The 17,989-nt window shown below is 71.2% G+C and carries 11 protein-coding genes; 8 read left to right on the plus strand and 3 right to left on the minus strand.

The window, feature by feature from the left end:
* The first annotated feature begins 43 nt into the window (after nt 1-43).
* From HS041_RS31730 to ilvC, 8 genes are all read left to right on the plus strand, one after another.
* On the plus strand, nt 44-1,654 hold the full coding sequence (locus tag HS041_RS31730; protein ID WP_196444550.1) for an ATP-binding protein: 1,611 nt from the start codon (nt 44-46) through the stop codon (nt 1,652-1,654).
* 63 nt (nt 1,655-1,717) lie between these two features.
* Nucleotides 1,718-2,455 (plus strand): response regulator, encoded by a 738-nt coding sequence (locus HS041_RS31735; protein ID WP_196444551.1) that lies wholly within the window; start codon nt 1,718-1,720, stop codon nt 2,453-2,455.
* An 87-nt stretch (nt 2,456-2,542) separates the two neighbouring features.
* Nucleotides 2,543-4,615 (plus strand): VanW family protein, encoded by a 2,073-nt coding sequence (locus tag HS041_RS31740; RefSeq protein WP_196444552.1) that lies wholly within the window; start codon nt 2,543-2,545, stop codon nt 4,613-4,615.
* 264 nt (nt 4,616-4,879) lie between these two features.
* On the plus strand, nt 4,880-5,788 hold the full coding sequence (locus HS041_RS31745) for a 2-hydroxyacid dehydrogenase (RefSeq protein ID WP_196444553.1): 909 nt from the start codon (nt 4,880-4,882) through the stop codon (nt 5,786-5,788).
* Between the two features lie 278 nt (nt 5,789-6,066).
* Nucleotides 6,067-8,733, plus strand: a complete 2,667-nt coding sequence (locus HS041_RS31750) for a putative bifunctional diguanylate cyclase/phosphodiesterase (protein ID WP_196444554.1) — start codon at nt 6,067-6,069, stop codon at nt 8,731-8,733.
* Nucleotides 8,734-8,902: 169 nt separating this feature from the next.
* Nucleotides 8,903-10,705, plus strand: coding sequence for an acetolactate synthase large subunit (locus HS041_RS31755; RefSeq protein WP_255530163.1), 1,803 nt, complete (start codon nt 8,903-8,905; stop codon nt 10,703-10,705).
* A 6-nt stretch (nt 10,706-10,711) separates the two neighbouring features.
* Nucleotides 10,712-11,236, plus strand: coding sequence for an acetolactate synthase small subunit (ilvN, locus tag HS041_RS31760; protein WP_196444556.1), 525 nt, complete (start codon nt 10,712-10,714; stop codon nt 11,234-11,236).
* Nucleotides 11,237-11,362: 126 nt separating this feature from the next.
* Nucleotides 11,363-12,343, plus strand: coding sequence for a ketol-acid reductoisomerase (gene ilvC / locus HS041_RS31765; protein ID WP_307845595.1), 981 nt, complete (start codon nt 11,363-11,365; stop codon nt 12,341-12,343).
* A gap of 136 nt (nt 12,344-12,479) precedes the next feature.
* Here the strand turns inward: ilvC and HS041_RS38930 are convergent, their stop codons facing one another.
* The 3 genes from HS041_RS38930 to dacB all read right to left on the minus strand — a co-directional run bounded on the left by HS041_RS38930 (nt 12,480) and on the right by dacB (nt 17,902).
* Nucleotides 12,480-14,831: a CAP domain-containing protein gene (locus tag HS041_RS38930; RefSeq protein ID WP_307845541.1), complete on the minus strand. Its 2,352-nt coding sequence runs from the start codon at nt 14,829-14,831 to the stop codon at nt 12,480-12,482.
* A 519-nt stretch (nt 14,832-15,350) separates the two neighbouring features.
* A complete protein-coding gene (locus HS041_RS31785; protein ID WP_196444558.1) occupies nt 15,351-16,217 on the minus strand; it encodes a CAP domain-containing protein in 867 nt (288 codons plus the stop codon).
* Between the two features lie 131 nt (nt 16,218-16,348).
* Nucleotides 16,349-17,902, minus strand: a complete 1,554-nt coding sequence (gene dacB, locus HS041_RS31790) for a D-alanyl-D-alanine carboxypeptidase/D-alanyl-D-alanine endopeptidase (RefSeq protein ID WP_196444559.1) — start codon at nt 17,900-17,902, stop codon at nt 16,349-16,351.
* Between the last annotated feature and the right edge of the window lie 87 nt (nt 17,903-17,989).

A 17,989-nucleotide genomic window follows, 5' to 3' on the forward strand; every position in this document is an offset into this window, starting at 1 on the left:
CCTCCGGATGCTTTCATGAGTACCCTGACCAGGGAGTTCACTCGTGCGACATATCCTCAACGCCTCCCTCGGCACTCAGTTGTTCATGCTCCAGGTGATGATCGTCTTTCTCTCCGCGGGCGGCACGGCGGGTGTCTGGATGGAGCACACCCGCGACCAGCTCGACCGGCAGCACCAGCAGAGGGCTCTGGCGATCGCCGAGGCGGTGGCCGGGCTGCCCGAGGTGCGCGAGGCGTTCACGCATTCCCGGCCGGAGCTCGTGCTGCAGCCGATCGCGGCCGGGGTGCAGGCCGCCACCGGCGCCGACTACGTGGTGATCGCCAACCGCGACCAGGTCCGCTACGCCCACCCCAACCCGGCGCTGATCGGCAGGCGGCTGTCCACCGACGGCTCGGAGGTCCTCACCAGCGGTCGTCCCTGGACCGGCACCCAGACCGGCACCCTCGGCCGCTCGGTGCGCGGCAAGGCCCCGATCCTCGACGCCTCCGGCGCGGTCATCGGCCTGACCTCGGTCGGGGTGCTGGAGGAGACCGTCGCGGGCCAGCTCGACGCCGCGCTGCCGCCGCTGCTCTGGACCGTGCTGGCCGTGCTCGTCGCCGGGTCGGCCGGGGCCGCGCTGATCGTCCGGCGGGTCCGCAGGCAGACCTTCGGCCTCGAACCCGGGGAGATCGCCGCCCTGCTGGAACAGCGCGAGGGCGTGCTGCACGGGGTGAAGGAGGGGGTGCTCGCCCTCGACCTGCAGGGCAGGGTGACCCTGATCAACGACGCCGCCCGCGACCTGCTCGGGCTGTCCCCGCGCGACGTCGGCAGGGGGATCACCGAGATGCCGCTCTCGGACCGGATGCGGGACGTGCTGGCCGGGGAGGACCCGGGTGACGACAGGGTCGTCCTCCACCACGACCGGGTTCTCGTGCTCAACCGCATGCCGGTGGCCGTCCGCGAGCAGCGCAGCGGCTGGGTGGTCACCCTGCGCGACCGGACCGAGCTGGTACGGCTGGCGCACGCGCTCGACCAGGCCAGCAGCACCACCGACGCGCTGCGCGCCCAGGCCCACGAGTTCGCCAACCGGATGCACACCGTGGTGGGCCTGCTGGAACTGGGTGAGCACGAGACGGCGATCAGCTACATCACCCGGACCACCGAGGCCTACGGCCGCCATGCGGCCGGGATCCGCGAGAAGGTCGCGGACCCGACCCTGGCCGCGTTGCTGCTGGCCAAGTCGGCGGAGGCGGCCGAGCGGGGCGCGTCCCTGGTGCTCGCCGGCGACTCCCGGGTCGAGGAGGGCGCGCTCGGCGACCCGCGCGACGCCGTGCTGGTCGTGGGCAACCTGGTGGCCAACGCCCTGGACGCGCTGGAGGAGGCGGGGGGCACGGTGGAGGTGTCGGTCCGCACCGAGAAGGACGGCCTGCACGTCCGGGTCGGCGACTCCGGCCCGGGGATCGGTCCCGGCCTCGCCGACGAGGTGTTCCGCGAGGGCTTCACCACCAAGGCCGCCCACTCCGGCCCGCGCGGCCTCGGACTGGCCCTGACCCGGCAGGCATGCCTGCGCCGCGGCGGCTGGGTACGGGTGCACAACGCGGGCGGCGCCGTCTTCACCGCCCTGCTGCCCCGGCGCGAGGAGGTTCCGCGAGGGGGCGCCGGTGCACTGGAGTGAGGAGCGAAGGGGCCTGCGAGGGGGCGCCGGTGCACTGGACCGAGGAGCGAAGGAGCGCAGCGGATGAGCGACGAGGGAAGGCGCCGGTCACCGGCCCCCGAGCCGCGGCGTGAAGCGTCGCCGTCGGCGCAGATCAAGGTGCTCGTGGTGGACGACGACTTCATGGTGGCCAGGATCCACAGCGGTTACGTGGCACGGGTGCCCGGCTTCACAGTGGTCGGCGCCGTGCACACCGGGGGAGCGGCGGTGGCGGCGGTGGCGCAGCACCGGCCGGACCTGGTGCTGCTCGACATCTACCTGCCGGACATGTCGGGACTCGACGTGCTCAGGACGCTGAGAGGGGCCCGCCACCCCGTCGACGTGCTGGTCATCACCGCCGCCCGCGACGTGGCCACGGTCCGCGCGGCCATGCACGGCGGCGCGGTGAACTACCTGATCAAGCCTTTCACGGCCGGTGCGCTCACCGAGCGGCTGGAGCAGTACGCAGCCGCCCGCCGGCAGTTCGCCGCGATCGGTTCCGAGGTCGGCCAGGAGGAGGTGGACCGGCTGTTCGGCGCCGCGGGCGGGGGTCTGCCCCCCCTGCCCAAGGGGCTCTCCACCACCACCTGCGCGCTGGTCGCCGACGCGCTCAGGGAGGCGGACACCGACCTGTCGGCGGCCGAGGCGGCGGCGCTCACCGGGCTGTCGCGGGTCAGCGCCCGGCGTTACCTGGAGTACCTGTGCGCGGCCGGTCAGACGGAGCTCCGCCCCAGGTACGGCACCGCGGGCCGGCCGGAACACCGCTATCGGTGGACAGGCTGATTTGTTACCCCTTTCAGGACACCTGTCCACTGTTGTGGTTTAAGGTTGCCGGGGAGGAACGCTGCGAAGCAGGAGGAGACGGGGGCCGTGCGGAACGCCGGAAGGTCCATAGACCCGCCGACGGATCCGTTCGCCGCGGTTCCGCTGCCGGCGCGTCCGGTCCGCCCCGGCGCCGCAGCCGGAGCCCGCGACCCGCAGGTCCCCCCGGGCAACGGGGGGCCGCGGCTGCCTCCGGGCGTCTCCCCCGACATCTTCGGCTCTCCCGGCACTCCCGGGCCGGGGTTCGACCGGCATGCCGGCCCCGGCTCCGGGGGACCCGTACTGCCGTCCGCGGCTCCGCCGCCCCAGCCCTGGCGGATGGCCGCTCCGCCGTCCGACCACCCCTTCGCGCCGCGGCCCCCGCAGGGCGACGCGCCGGTGCCCGGTGACGGCGGCCCGCCGCGAGCCGGTCTCCCGCGTCAGGAGGAGCCGCCCCCGCGCCGCCGGGGCCGCAGGCTCGCCGTCGCCGTCGTGATCCTCCTGGTCCTCGCCGCTCTGGCCTACGCGGTCCCCGCGGTCGCCATGTCCGGCAAGATCCTCCCCGGCTCGCAGGTCCGGGGCGTCGACATCGGCGGGCTGACCGCGACCGAGGCGGCCGACCGGCTCAGGGAGCGGCTGGCCGAACCGGCGGGCAAGGCGATGTCCCTGAAGGCCCTCGGCAAGGACTACACGCTGGATCCGGCCCAGGCCGGTCTCGAACTCGACGTCGTCGCCACCGTCGACCAGGCGCCCAGCGACTTCCCCTCTCCCGCCGAGGTCTGGCGCGCGCTCACCGGCACCACCGAGCTGGCGCCCAGGGCCGCGGTCGATCGAGAGCTGCTGCAGGCCGGTGTCGAGGAGCTGGCCCGGAAGATCGACCGGAAGGTGGTCGAGGGCTCGGTCGGCTTCGATGGCCTCGAACCCGTGGTCGTGAAGCCCCGGGACGGCCGTGAGCTGGAGCGGGAGGCGGCGGCCGACACCATCGAGAAGGCCTTCCTCGGCCCCGGCGGCCCGGTCGAGCTGCCGGTCACCGTGATCAAGCCCAAGGTCACGGCCGCCGTGGTCGCGAAGGCCGCCGCCGCGGCGAAAGAGGCGCTGTCCGGCCCGATCACCCTGACCCACGAGGGGAAGCGGACGCAGCTCCCGGTCGAGACCATCGCCGCCCACCTGTCCTTCGAACCCGACGACTCCGGCGGCATGCGCCCGGTGTTCAACGCCCGCAGCGCCCTCGCCTCCGTCGAGGGGAACCTCGTCGACCCGGCCCAGGCGCCCCGGGAGCCGACCTTCCAGATCGTCGGGAACAAGCCCAAGCTGGTTCCCGGCCGCAGGGGCAAGGGCGTGGACGACGAGAAGCTCGCCGCGGACGTGGCCAAGCTGATCGCCGAGGGCGGCGACCGTACGATCGCGGTCACCCTCACGACGGTCAAGCCCCGCACCTCCCTGGCCGAGATGCGCAAGCTCGGCATCAAGGAGAAGATCAGCGAGTTCACCACGATGTACCCCTGCTGCGTGCCGCGGGCGACCAACATCCAGACGATCGCCAAGCTCCTGGACGGCCACCTGGTCAAGCCCGGTGAGACCTTCTCGCTCAACGGCGTGGTCGGTCAGCGTGACAAGGCCCGGGGCTTCGTCGAGGCTCCCATGATCCAGGGCGGCAGGCTGATCCCCTCCGTCGGCGGCGGCATCTCCCAGTACGTCACGACGATGTACAACGCCGTGTTCTTCGGCGGCCTCCAGGACGTCCAGCACATGGCGCACGAGTTCTACATCTCGCGCTACCCCGCGGGCCGCGAGTCCACGGTCTCCTGGCCCCAGCCCGACTTCCGCTGGAAGAACGACTCCGACTACGGCGTGCTGGTGAAGTCCTCCGCGACGGGCACCTCGGTCACGGTCGCCTTCTGGAGCACCAAGCGCTACGACATCGAGTCCGTCTCCTCCGAGCGCTACAACCCCACGCAGTTCGAGCGCAAGACCGACAGCGGACCCGACTGCATCCCGATGACCGGCCAGCCGGGGTTCACCATCGACGTGACCCGGATCTTCAAGCAGGACGGCAAGGAGGTCAAGCGGGAGAAGAAGACGACCGTCTACAAGCCCGAGCTCGACCTCAAGTGCGTCTCCGAGCCCACCGAGGACGAGTGACCGACGGTCTCCACACCCGCCCGGCACCGTGATCGGCGGTCAGGGCGCGTCCGGGCCGGCCGGTGGGCGGTCGGCGAGAGCGGCCTCTCCCTGGGTGCCCGTCCTTCGGAACGCCCGGCACACCGTGGTGTCCGCCGGGTCGGCCCTCGCGCCGGCGACCGTGACCGCCGCCTGACGGCCCCTGCGGCCGGCGCGTCCCTCCGACAGCCGGCACGGTGCCACGCGCCCGGAGGACCCGGTGGCGCGGCTTGGATAATGCGGTGCATGAAGATCTGGGTCCCTTCCGAGGCCGCGGCCGATGTCCTGAGTGATCTGCCCGATGTGGAGTGCGTCGTCTACGACGGAACCGGACCGGTTCCCGGCGGGGTGGAGGAGGTCGAGGTCTGGGTGCCGCCGCTGGTGACGGTGCCGGACGTCCCGGGGCTGCTCGGCCGGATGCCCCGGCTGAAGCTGCTGCAGACCGTGACGGCGGGCGTGGAGCCGTACCGGCCGCACCTGCCGGAGGGAGCCGTGCTCTGCAACGCGCGGGGGGTGCACGACGCGGGCACGGCGGAGTGGGCGGTGGGGGCGATGATCGCGGTGCTGCGGGAGTTCCCCGGGTTCGTCCGGGCCCAGGACCGGGCGGAGTGGACCTACCACCACACCGGGGTGCTGGCCGACTCCACCGTCTTGATCGTGGGATACGGCTCGATCGGCGAGGCGCTGGAGCGGCGGCTGGACGGGTTCGAGGTGGACGTGATCCGGGTGGCCAGGACCGCGCGGGGAAACGTGCACGGCCAGGACGAGCTGCCCGAGCTGCTGCCGCGGGCGGACGTGGTGGTGCTGCTGGTCCCGGCCACGCCCGCCACCGCGGGACTGGTCGACGCGGACTTCCTCGCCGCGATGAAGGACGGCGCCCTGCTGGTGAACGCCGCCCGGGGAGGGGTGGTGGACACCGGCGCGCTCGTCGCCGAACTGGAGAAGGGCCGGATCACGGCGGCGCTCGATGTGACCGATCCGGAACCGCTGCCGCGGGACCACCCGCTGTGGACCGCCCCGGGGGTGTTCGTCACCCCGCATGTCGCGGGCAGCACTCCCGCCTCGGGGCGGCGTACGCTGAGGCTGCTCCGCTCACAACTGCTGCGTTATCTCGCAGGTGAGCCGCTCAAGAACATGATTACAGGCTCATATTGACGGAGAAAGCCGACGGAGAAAGGAATCCGGACCGTGGCTGCTCCGTGACCTTACGTACGTATCGTTGTCTCCTGCGAGACTGATCGCTTGCATGGTTATCAGAACGGTGACGACTGCGCTGTTGTCACCCCCCGTGCCGCCCGGAGAGTCCACACTGGCCGTGTGCTCCGCAGGGCGTGGAGGACGAGAGGTGAGGTGTCCCGCGATGGCATCGCGGGCGCGGCGGAGTGGAAGAGCGCCGCGGAGGCGAGACGGACCGAACACTGGATGGGCAACGAATGATCCGCTGGCGTGACCCCCGGGTGTCGCTGACCGCTGCCGTGGGAACCGGCGCGGCGGGGCTCGTCGCCGCTCTCGCCGGTGGCGTCCCGGCCGTGGTCGCCGGAGCGGTGGCGGGCGTCGCGGCGGCCGCCGCCGCCGCGTTCTCCCTGCTCGTCGCGGCGTCGCGGGCGACCGGCCGCCGCAGGGCGCTGGCCTGGCGCTGGCTGGCCGCGGGCTCGATCACCTGGGCGGCGGGGGTCGGCGCCCGGCCGTTCGCGGACGGCACACCGTTCGCGGTGAACTTCGCCGACCTCGTGCTGCTCGTCGGCACGGCGATGCTCGCCGTCGGCACCGGCCTGTCCGCCGCCCGTCCCGCGTACGGGCGGGCGTTCCTGCGCGGCCTCGTCGACGCCTACGTCTGCGCGGCCTCCCTGTTCACGATCGCCTGGATCCTCGTGCTGGGCCCGGTCTACCGCGAGGCCGGCGGCGCGGCCGACTTCGCCGTCAACTTCTCCGCGCCGCTGCTCTGCCTGGTCCTCACCTGCGCGGTGGGTCCCTCGGTGGTGCCCGTCCGGCGATCGGCGTGGCCGGTCGGCCTGGCCGCGCTCGCCGTGCTCGCCGCCATCACCGTGGGCGAGACGGTCACCGCGCTGGCCAGGCTGGCGGGCGACGCCCCGCCGACGGCCGGGATCTGGTCGGCCCCGGTGGCGTTCCTGCTGCTCGCCGCGGTCCCCTGGAGCGGCCGTACGGTCCGCGCGGTGGACGCGGCCGACGGCCAGGAGCCGTCCGGCGAGGGTCCGGGCCTCTCGCTGCTCGCCGCGGTGCCGCTGGTCCTCGTCGCCGCGGCCACCGCCGTGGTGCTCCTGCGGGTGCTCGGCGGCAGGGTGGAGGGGCCCGTCCCGGTCCTGGCCCTCGTCTCGGCCTCCATCGTGGGGATCCTGGTGGTGCGCCTGTTCACGGCCTTCGTGGAGACCACCCGCATGAGACGCCTGATGGACCTCGGCGAGCGGCAGCTCCAGGACCTGGCCGAGAGCACCGGTGACGTGGTCCTGATCTGCGACTACGACGGCCTGGTGCACCGGATCGGCGAGGGCGTCGAGATCACGTACGGCTACCGCCCGGAGGAGCTGGTCGGCGGGTCGATCTTCGACTACATCCACCCGGAGGACGTTCCCGGGATCCAGCAGGCGCTGCGCGCGCTGGGCCCGGACGAGGAGCCGGCCGAGGGCAGCGGCGCCTGCATGATCGCCTGCAGGATCCGGGCGGCCGACGGCACCTGGCGGCCGACCGAGTCGGTGGCGACCCGGCACGTGCGCGGCGAGGACCTGCTGCTGGTCACCACCAGGGACGTCAGCGACGAGGAGGCCCTGCGCAACCAGGTCACCCACCTGACCTTCCACGACGGCATCACCGGCCTGCCCAACCGGGCCTACTTCGAGGAGCGCACCAGGGAGGTGCTCGCCAGGCCCGGCGGGAGCCGAACCGCGGTGATCTTTCTCGACCTCGACGGCTTCACCTCGGTCAACGACTCGGTCGGCCACGCCAGTGGCGACTACCTGCTCGGCCAGGCGGCCCGCAGGCTCCGTGCCGCCGTACGGGTCGACGACACCCTGGCGCGGTGGGGCGGCGACGAGTTCGCGGTGCTGCTGGAGACGGGGGCGGACGCGCAGACGGCGGTGGACCTGGCGGAGCTGCTGATCCACACGGTCTCCTCGGAGCCGTTCCGGGTGGCCGACCGCGACATCGCGCTGACCGCGAGCGTCGGGGTGGCCTTCGCCGACGACGAGGTGTCCTCGGCGGATCTGATCCGCAACGCCGACGTGGCGATGGCCCGGGCCAAGGAGCTCGGCGGGCGCCGGGTCGAGGTGTTCGCCGCGCACATGCACGCCGACGTGGTGCGCCGCCTGGAGCTCGCCGCCGACCTGCAGCGGGCGCTGCTGGAGAACCAGTTCGCGATCGAGTACCAGCCGGTGGTGGACCTGGCCACCTCGCGCGTCACCGCCGTGGAGGCGCTGGTGCGGTGGTGGAAGGAGGGCGCGTTCGTGCCGCCGGAGCAGTTCCTCGGTCCGGCCGAGGACACCGGCCTGATCGTGCCGCTGAGCGAGTGGATCCTGCGTGAGGCCTGTCAGGAGGTCGCCGCCTGGCGGGCGTCGGGATGGGACATCGGCCTCTCGCTCAACCTGTCGGCCCGGCAGATCACCGCGCCGCGCTTCGTGGAGACCGTCGAGTCCGCGCTCGCCGAGAGCGGCCTGCCGCCCAGCGCGCTGACCCTCGAGGTGATCGAGGAGATGCTGGTCGAGGACGCAGAGGAGATCGTCACCCGCCTCTCCGAGCTGCGCGAGCTCGGGGTCCGGCTGGCCATCGACGATTTCGGCACCGGTTACGCCTCGCTGGCCTTCCTCCGCCAGCTTCCGGTGGACATGATCAAGATCGATCCGTCGTTCGTCTCCGGGCTGGGCCGTGACGAGACCCTGAGCCTGCTGACCCGCACGATCGTGCGGCTCGGTCACGACCTCGGGCTGATCGTGGTGGCCGAGGGCATCGAGCGTCCCGAGCAGCTCGAACTGCTTCGGGAGATGGGCTGCACGCGCGGGCAGGGCTATCTGGTGGCTCGGCCGATGGCCCCCCGGGGCGTCGACTCCCTGATGCCCGCCACCGCCTCCAGCCTGCGGGAAAGCGTCTGACATCTCGGAAGCTGAGACATGTGTCCCATGAATTTGACGCAGGAGCACTTCGTCGGCCATGGTGGACCTATGCATCATCGTGGGATTCGCGTAGTACTTCGCCGGCGCGCAGGCCGTTAGCGAAGCACTCCGACCTGCGCGCCGCCCCAGCCCCGCCATGACAGGTGGGATGGGGCCTTTTTTATGTCAGCACGTTTATGCCAGCAAGCAGCTCAGCCACACAAGGAACGAGCCGATGACCGAACAGATGACAGGAGCCCAGGCCCTGGTGAGGGCACTGGAGCACGTCGGGGTTGACACCGTGTTCGGGATTCCGGGCGGCGCGATTCTCCCCGCCTACGATCCCCTCTACGACTCGACCAAGGTCCGGCACGTGCTTGTACGGCACGAGCAGGGCGCCGGCCACGCGGCCCAGGGCTACGCGCAGGCCACCGGCAAGGTCGGAGTGTGCATGGCCACCAGCGGGCCGGGCGCCACCAACCTGGTCACCCCGATCGCCGACGCCTACATGGACTCGGTCCCCCTGGTCGCGATCACCGGCCAGGTGCCCAGCGGCGCGATCGGCACCGATGCCTTCCAGGAAGCCGACATCTCCGGCATCACCATGCCGATCACGAAGCACAACTTCCTGGTCACCGACCCGGCCGACATCCCCCGGACGATCGTCGAGGCCTTCCACATCGCCTCCACCGGGCGCCCGGGTCCGGTCCTGGTCGACATCGCCAAGGACGCGTTGCAGGCCACCACGACCTTCCAGTGGCCGGTGACCATGCAGCTGCCCGGCTACCGCCCGGTGACCCGGCCGCACTCCAAGCAGATCCGCGAGGCGGCCAAGCTGATCACCGAGGCGCGCCGGCCGGTGCTGTACGTCGGCGGCGGCGTGCACCGGGCGGGGGCCTCGGCGCTGCTGCTGGAGTTCGCCGAGCTGACCGGCATCCCGGTCGTCACCACGCTGATGGCCCGGGGCACCTTCCCTGACAGCCACCCGCAGCACATGGGCATGCCCGGCATGCACGGCTCGGTCTCGGCGGTCGGGGCGCTGCAGAAGTCCGACCTGATCGTCGGCCTCGGGGTGCGCTTCGACGACCGCGTCACCGGCGAGCTGTCCAGCTTCGCGCCGTACGCCAAGGTGGTCCACGCCGACATCGACCCCGCTGAGATCTCCAAGAACCGCCACGCCGACGTCCCGATCGTGGGTGACTGCAAGGAGGTCCTCTCCGACCTGATCGCGGCGGTGCGCGCCGAGGACCGCAAGGGCGACTACGCCGACTGGTGGACGCTGCTCAACGGCTACCGGGCGACCTACCCGCTGGGCTACGAGCAGTTCGAGGACGGCTCCCTCGCCCCGCAGTACGTCATGGAGCGGCTGAGTGCGATCGTCGGCCCCGACGCGCTCTACACCGCGGGCGTCGGCCAGCACCAGATGTGGGCGGCCCAGTTCATCGGCTACGAGAAGCCCGGCACGTTCATCAACTCCGGCGGCGCCGGCACGATGGGCTTCGCGGTCCCTGCCGCGATGGGGGCCAAGATGGGCCGGCCCGAGAGCACGGTCTGGGCCATCGACGGCGACGGCTGCTTCCAGATGACCAACCAGGAGCTGGCCACCTGCGCCATCGAGGGGGTGCCGATCAAGGTCGCGGTCATCAACAACGGCAACCTCGGCATGGTCCGCCAGTGGCAGACGCTCTTCTACAACGAGCGCTACTCCAACACCGACCTGCAGACGGTCCGCCGGATTCCCGACTTCGTGAAGCTCGCGGAGGCGTACGGTTGTGTGGGCCTGCGGTGTGAGCGCCCGGAGGACGTGGACGCGACCATCAAGAAGGCGATGGAGATCAACGACGTCCCGGTCGTGATCGACTTCGTCGTGCACCAGGACGCGATGGTCTGGCCGATGGTCGCGGCGGGGACCAGCAACGACGACATCAAGTTCGCGCGCGACATGGCGCCGGTCTGGGACAGCGAGGAATAGAAGCGCATGAGTAGGCACACGCTCTCGGTGCTGGTGGAGAACAAGCCCGGCGTGCTCGCGCGCGTCGCCTCGCTGTTCAGCCGCCGGGGTTTCAACATCGACTCCCTGGCGGTCGGGCCGACCGAGCACGAGGACATCTCCCGGATGACCATCGTGGTCAACGTCGAGGACCTGCCCCTGGAGCAGGTCACCAAGCAGCTCAACAAGCTGATCAACGTGCTGAAGATCGTGGAGCTCGACCCGGCCCAGTCGGTCCAGCGCGAGCTCACGCTGATCAAGGTGCGGGCCGACGCGGAGAACCGCTCCAGCGTGCTGGAGCTGGTCAACCTGTTCCGCGCGCGCTGCGTCGACGTCGCCTCCGACGCGGTGACCATCGAGGTCACCGGGACGCCGGACAAGCTCGATGCCTTCATCAAGGTCCTGGAGCCGTTCGGCATCAAGGAACTCGTCCAGTCGGGCATGGTGGCCATCGGCCGCGGCGCCCGTTCCATCACCGACCGCTCGCTCCGGGCCCTGGACCGGACCGCGTAAGGGCGAATCGACGAGCGAGCGGAGTGGTCGGCCGAACGGAGTGAGGCCGCCCGCGATGCGAGCGAGAAGAGGAAGCCCGTTGTGAACAGAACCGAGAAACCTGAAAGGTTCAAGCAAGTGACTGAGATCTTCTACGACGACCAGGCCGACCTGTCGATCATCCAGGGCCGTGTCGTGGCCGTCATCGGGTACGGCAGCCAGGGCCACGCCCACGCCCTCTCCCTGCGTGACTCCGGTGTGGACGTCCGCGTCGGCCTGCCCGAGGGCTCCAAGAGCCGGGAGAAGGCCGAGGCCGACGGCCTGCGCGTGCTCACCCCGGCCGAGGCCGCCGCCGAGGCCGACCTGATCATGATCCTCGCCCCGGACCACATCCAGCGCCACCTCTACACCCAGGACATCCTGCCGAACCTGCAGGAGGGCGACGCGCTCTTCTTCGGTCACGGTCTGAACATCCGCTACGGCCTCATCGAGGCCCCCGAGGGCGTCGACGTCGCCATGGTCGCCCCCAAGGGCCCGGGTCACCTCGTCCGCCGCCAGTACAGCGCGGGCCGAGGCGTGCCGTGCCTCGTCGCGGTGGAGAAGGACGCCACCGGTGCCGCCTGGCCGCTGGTGCTCTCCTACGCCAAGGGCATCGGCGGCACCCGCGCCGGCGCACTGAAGACCACCTTCACCGAGGAGACCGAGACCGACCTCTTCGGCGAGCAGGCCGTGCTCTGCGGCGGCGTCTCCGAGCTGATCAAGGCCGGTTTCGAGACCCTGATCGAGGCCGGCTACCAGCCCGAGGTCGCCTACTTCGAGTGCCTGCACGAGATGAAGCTGATCGTCGACCTCATGTACGAGGGCGGCATCCACAAGATGTACTGGTCGGTCTCCGACACCGCCGAGTACGGCGGTTACTCCCGCGGCCCGCGCGTCGTGACGGAGGAGACCAAGAAGGAGATGAAGCGCATCCTCGCCGAGATCCAGTCCGGCGAGTTCGCCAAGGAGCTCGTCGAGGAGTTCGACGGTGGCCAGAAGAAGTTCACCGCCTACCGCGAGGAGCTGGCCGGGCACCCGATCGAGAAGACCGGCGCCAAGCTCCGCCCGATGATGAGCTGGCTGAAGTAGACGCCGGGCGGGTCTTCCCGCAACGGCGACGCCCCCGCGACGGTTCGTCCGTCGCGGGGGCGTCGTGTTCTCCCGGTGCCGGGAGATCCTGCGGGGAACGGCGTGGGCGGGGGCCGTCAGCCGTTCCCGGGCGGTGTTACTTGGCGGCGAAGTTCTGGGTCCAGTAGATCCGGCCCTGGGAGTTCTTGGCCGCTCCGACGCCGATGAGGTTGTACTTGCAGTTCATGATGTTGGCCCGATGGCCGGAGCTGTTCATCCAGCCGTTGACCACCTCGGCCGGGGTGCGCTGACCCCAGGCGATGTTCTCCGCGAAGCCCGACCCGCCGGTGAAGCCCGCTCCCCGGATGCGGTCCATGAAGGACCGGCCGTCCTTGGAGGTGTGGCTGAAGTAGTTCTGGGCGGCCATGTCGGCGGAGTGGCCGTAGGCGGCCTTGCGCAGCTGCGGGTCGTGCTTGAGCGGAGCGCAGCCGCCCTTCTGCCGCTCGAGGTTGGTCAGGCGCACGACCTCGTTCTCCTCGGCGGTGCCGACGCCGCTGCCGGAGTCACCGGTGGGCGTGGGGGAGGGGGTGTCGGTGGGCTTGACCGTGGGGGTCGCGGTCGGCTTGGTGGTGGGGGTCGAGGTGGTCGTGGCGGCGAAGTTCTGGGTCCAGTAGATCCGGCCCTGGGAGTTCTTGGCCACGCCGACGCCGATGTGGGTGAACTTGCAGTTCAGGATGTTGGCCCGGTGCCCGCGGCTGTTCATCCAGCTCCTCATCACGGAGTCAGCGGTGCGCTGCCCCCATGCGATGTTCTCGCCCCAGAGCCTGAGGGGGGAGAAGCCGGCTGCACGCATCCGGTCGCCGGGGCTGCGGCCGTCCCGGGAGGTGTGGCTGAAGTAGCGGTTCTCGGCCATGTCGGCCGAGTGTCCCTGGGCTGCGGAGTCCAGCCGCGCGTTCTGGGTGAGGGGGGCGCAGCCCTGCTGCTGCCGGTACTGGTTGACGAGCTGGACGACTCTGGCGGTGACGGACGGCGGCGTGCTCGGAGTCGCGGTCGGTGTGGCCGTGGGCTTGTCCGTGGGGGTCGCGGTCGGCGTGGCCGTGGGCTTGTCCGTGGGGGTCGCGGTCGGCGTGGCCGTCGGCGTCGGGGTGGGCGTGGAGCCCGCCTTGGGCAGGGACGCGAGGAGGTTCATCCGCGGTGTGGTGACGCTGCTCCCGCCGCTGTTGTAGGTGACGGCCTTGCCGGTGTCCTGGAACTTCGCCAGGATCTCGGCCACGGTCGCGTCCGGTGCGGCCTGCCGCATCACCGCGAAGGCGCCGGCCACGTGGGGGGCGGCCATGGAGGTGCCGCTGTAGCGGGCCCAGGTGTTGTTCGGCACGCTGGACAGGATCTGCACGCCCGGGGCGAAGACGTCGAGCAGCGCACCGCGGTTGGAGAAGGACGCGATCGTGTCGCTGTTGTCGGTGGCGCCCACCGTCACGGCGCTGGAGATGCACCCGGGCGAGCTGACCGCGGCGCCGTATCCGGAGTTGCCGGCGGCGATCACGGTGGCGACACCGCGGCTCAGCAGCGCGTCGACCTCGGGCTTGACGCCGTTGCCCGACGGGTTCCTGTCGCAGGAGGAGGCGAACTGACCGCCGCCGAGGCTCATGTTGGCCGCGGCGATCTTACGGCTCTTGCTCAGCTCCGCGACGTGCGCGAGCGCGCGCTTCTGGTCGGAGGTGTAGGACAGGACGCACGGAGCCCGCCCGCCGCAGGCGTCCGCGTTGTCGAACCGGGTGAACACCTGGATCGCGATGATGCCCGACTCGGGGGCGACACCGTTGGAGGCGGAGCCGGTGGCCTTCTTGCCCGAGGTGATGCCGGCCACGTGGCTGCCGTGCGTGCAGAGGCTTCCGTTGCCGCCGCACTTGGCCGTCTCCGCGTCGGCGGCACCGGCGCCGATCTGTGAGTTCGCGCCGTTGGGGCAGAGAGACGCCGATCCCTGGCTGCTGTCCGTGGTGGAGAAGCACGCCTCGGCGACGATGCGGCCGGCGAAGAACGGGTGGTCGCGGTCGATGCCGGTGTCCAGGATCGCGACGTCCCAGCCGGCGCCGGTGAAACCGGAGGTGTGGGCCTTGTCGGCGCCGATGACCTTGAGACTGGCCTCCAGGCTGGGGCGGCTGAGCCGGTCCTCGTAGATCGACTCGATGCGCTTGTCGTCGTCGAGCTTGGCCAGCGTCGCCTTGTCGACCTCCATGACGAAGAAGTCGGGGGCGGGGGGCTGCTTCGGCACGTCAGTGGTCGTGGACAGGGCCTCGGCGCTCTTGGCGACGGGAGCGACCGGCTGCCCGCGGTCCACCTCGACGATGGCGCGGACCGTCTCGCCCTGCTGCACTTCGGCCTTGAGGGCCGGGTCGACGGCGGGGACGCCGTTGGCGGCGGGCGTGGCGTAGGCCGCGGGAGCGACGGCCAGGGTCGCGGCGGTGGCGGCGAGCACGGTGGCGCTCGCCAGGAGAGACCGCAGTCTCACTGTTCCTCCGGGGGGATGAAAGAGGTCCGGCGAGCATGCTTCTGTGATGCCGCTCGGCCGTTCTTACGGGACGTGTTCTGCGCGAAGGCGCGGGGAGGGGCGTCAGGAAGACCGGCGAGAGCCGGAGGTGCGGGACCGTGACCGGGGCGGTCGGGGTCCCCTGACGGCTGCCCGCTTTCCGAAGATCGGGGGAAAGCGGGGACCATGTTACTTATGGGGCTTGAGGTAGGGAAGTGAAGATTTGCCACTTCTGTGGGTTAATTTCGTGCAATCTTCTTCCGATGGCCTCTGGCGAGAGAAGATCTCCACCTTGGGACGTGGGGCTGCCTCCCGGGGCCGTGTGCATGGCGGCGCCCCCACAACGATCCGTCCGTCGCGGGGGCGCCGCAGTCTCCCGATGTGGTCCGGGAGCGACCCCTTCCCGCCCGCCGGGCTCGCCCGGACAGCGGCTCGGCGGGCGGGAGGTCCCTGAGGGCGGCAGGAGGGACGAGTGGGGGGTGCTCCTGCCGCCCCCGGGCGCTACTTGGCGGCGAAGTTCTGGGTCCAGTACGGAGTGCCGTCACTCTTCTTGGCCAGGCCCGCGCCGATGAGGTTGTACTTGCAGTTCATGATGTTGGCCCGGTGGCCGGAGCTGTTCATCCAGGCCTTGACCACGTCGGCCGGGGTGCGCTGGCCGGCGGCGATGTTCTCCGCGAAGCCCGACCCGCCGGTGAAGCCCGCTCCCCGGATGCGGTCCATGAAGGACCGGCCGTCCTTGGAGGTGTGGCTGAAGTAGTTCTGGGCGGCCATGTCGGCGGAGTGGCCGTAGGCGGCCTTGCGCAGCTGCGGGTCGTGCTTGAGCGGAGCGCAGCCGCCCTTCTGCCGCTCGAGGTTGGTCAGGCGCACGACCTCGTTCTCCTCGGCGGTGCCCACCTCGCCGGCCGGGGGCGGCGAGGGCGTGGCCGTGGGGGTCGCCGTCGGGGTGGGGGCCGGCGTGCCCGAGGGGGAGGGGGACGGGGTCCCCGTGGGGGAGCAGGACAGCCGGACCGCCGGCGACTTGGCCGCGTTGCCGCGGTAGTCGACGGCCACCGCGTAGTAGGTGCGGGGGGTGGTGCCGCACCGCAGCCTGATGGTCAACGTGCCGTCGACCCCGCGCCGGGCGCCGCTCACGAGGACGCGGTCGGGGCCCCGCTTGGCCTGCTTGATCCGGATGCGGAGCAGTGCCCGGTCGTCGCAACCGGCTCGGGTGCCGGTCACCTCGATCTTTCCGGCGGGAGTGACAGTGGGGGTGGACACCTGCAGCCGGCAGGTGTCCCGGGGGGCCGCCGCGGCGTGGGCCGCGACGGCCGGGGTGCTCAGTGCCGCCAGACTCCCGAGGCACACCAGTGCCCCCAGCGGTCTGCGCATATCGGTTCCTCCAGAGGGTTAGACGCTGGATGGAACCCGCATTCTGTCGGGGGTAGATCCTCCTTGTCACGAAATTTAAGGAATTCATAAGGTGTGCGGGTAAACCTGAGTGATCGCTGAGGCGTCTGCGATCAACACCGCACGGGCTTTGACCAGGAGCACTCCAGCTCTGGAACGTTCGAGGCCGTCTCGCGGAGCGGAACGGCGGAAATCTCGGCCGGAGCGGTCCGGCTGAACCGGGCGAGCCGGATGGCGATCTTGTCCTCGATGTCCTTCGGAGCGCCGGACAGATACTGGTTGAGCATGATCGAGAAGACCAGGGGCTCGCCGTCCGCCCCCGTCACGTAACCCGACAGGGAGGTGACCCCGGTCATCGAGCCGGTCTTGGCGTGGACGTTCCCGGCCGCCGGGGTGCCGCGCATCCGGCTGCGCAGGGTCCCGCCGATCAGCCGGTCCGCCGCGCCCGCGACCGGCAGCGAGCCGTACCACGTGGGGAACCAGGGCTTGGAGCGCAGCGCCAGCAGCAGGCCGGTGACCCCGTCGGGCGTCAGGCCGTCCACCCGCGACAGGCCGGAACCGTCCCGCATGCGCAGCGTGGGCATGCCGTTGGCCTGCGCGAAGGAGGTGACCGCGGCCAGGCCCGCGCTCCAGGTGCCGGCCCCGGAGACCTTCCGCCCGATCGACTTGACCAGGATCTCGGCGTGCATGTTGTTGCTCAGCTTCATGAACGGCACGAGCAGCTCGCTCAGGGGCATCGACCGGCGCTCGGCCACGGCCGCGGCGCCGGACGGGGTCGCCCCGCGCGCCGTGCGGCCCAGCACCCGAACCCCGTGCCTGCTCAGCGCGGTGCGGAAGAGCGAGGCCGCATAGCCGGTGGGGTCGTCCACGGTGACCCACTCGTCGTAGCCGTCCGCCACGGTTCCGGTGATCAGGACCGTGTTGGTGCCGTGCCGCCGCTCCACCAGCACATCGGTCGTGGTCCCGGTGACGGCCCGGTTGTCGATCTTCAGGTAGCCGGTCTCCGGGGTGGTGGAGACCTTCGCGGGCCTGCCCGCGGCGTCGCCGGGGGCGACCGAGACGATGACCGAGCCGGCGTCGTAGTCGGTGTCGGGGGAGGCGGTCAGCGCCGAGATCTGCCCGGCGTAGTAGTACGGTTCGTCGTCCCAGGACCAGTCCGTGCCGAGCCGTACCGCGTCGAACCAGGTGTCGTCGGCGACCAGTCTGCCGGTGACCGTCCTGATCCCGGCGGCGGCCACGCGGGCGGCGAGGGCGTCGTAGTCGGCGGCGAGCATGGTCGGGTCGCCGGTGCCCCGCAGGTAGAGGTCGCCGGTGAGGGCGGATCCGGCCCGGCGGCCGGCGGACAGCACGCTCGTGGTGAAGCGGAAGTCCAGGCCGAGGTGCTCGGCCGCGGCGGCCGAGGTGACGAGCTTGGCGTTGGAGGCGGGGGTGAGGATCTTGCCGCCGTCCTGGGTGTAGAGCCTCTCGCCCGAGGTGGCGCTGCGCACCGCCACTCCGGCTCGCGCGGGGGTGAGGCGGGCGTCGGCGAGGATCTGGTCGATGTCGGCGACCAGGTCCGCGACGCCGGGGGCGGGTTCCAGGGCGACGGCCGGGGTCGCGCCGTGACCGGCCCACAGCAGGCCCGCCGTCAGGAGGATGGAGAGGGTGGTTCGTCGTGCTGGTCGCATGGCTGCTCCAGGGGCACTAGACGTATGCGGCGATCATGCGGAATGGTGGGCTGGGTGACAATACGGAGATTTCGTATTTTCTAGACC

It is taken from the genome of Planomonospora sp. ID67723 (assembly GCF_015711605.1).
Taxonomy (GTDB): domain Bacteria; phylum Actinomycetota; class Actinomycetes; order Streptosporangiales; family Streptosporangiaceae; genus Planomonospora_A.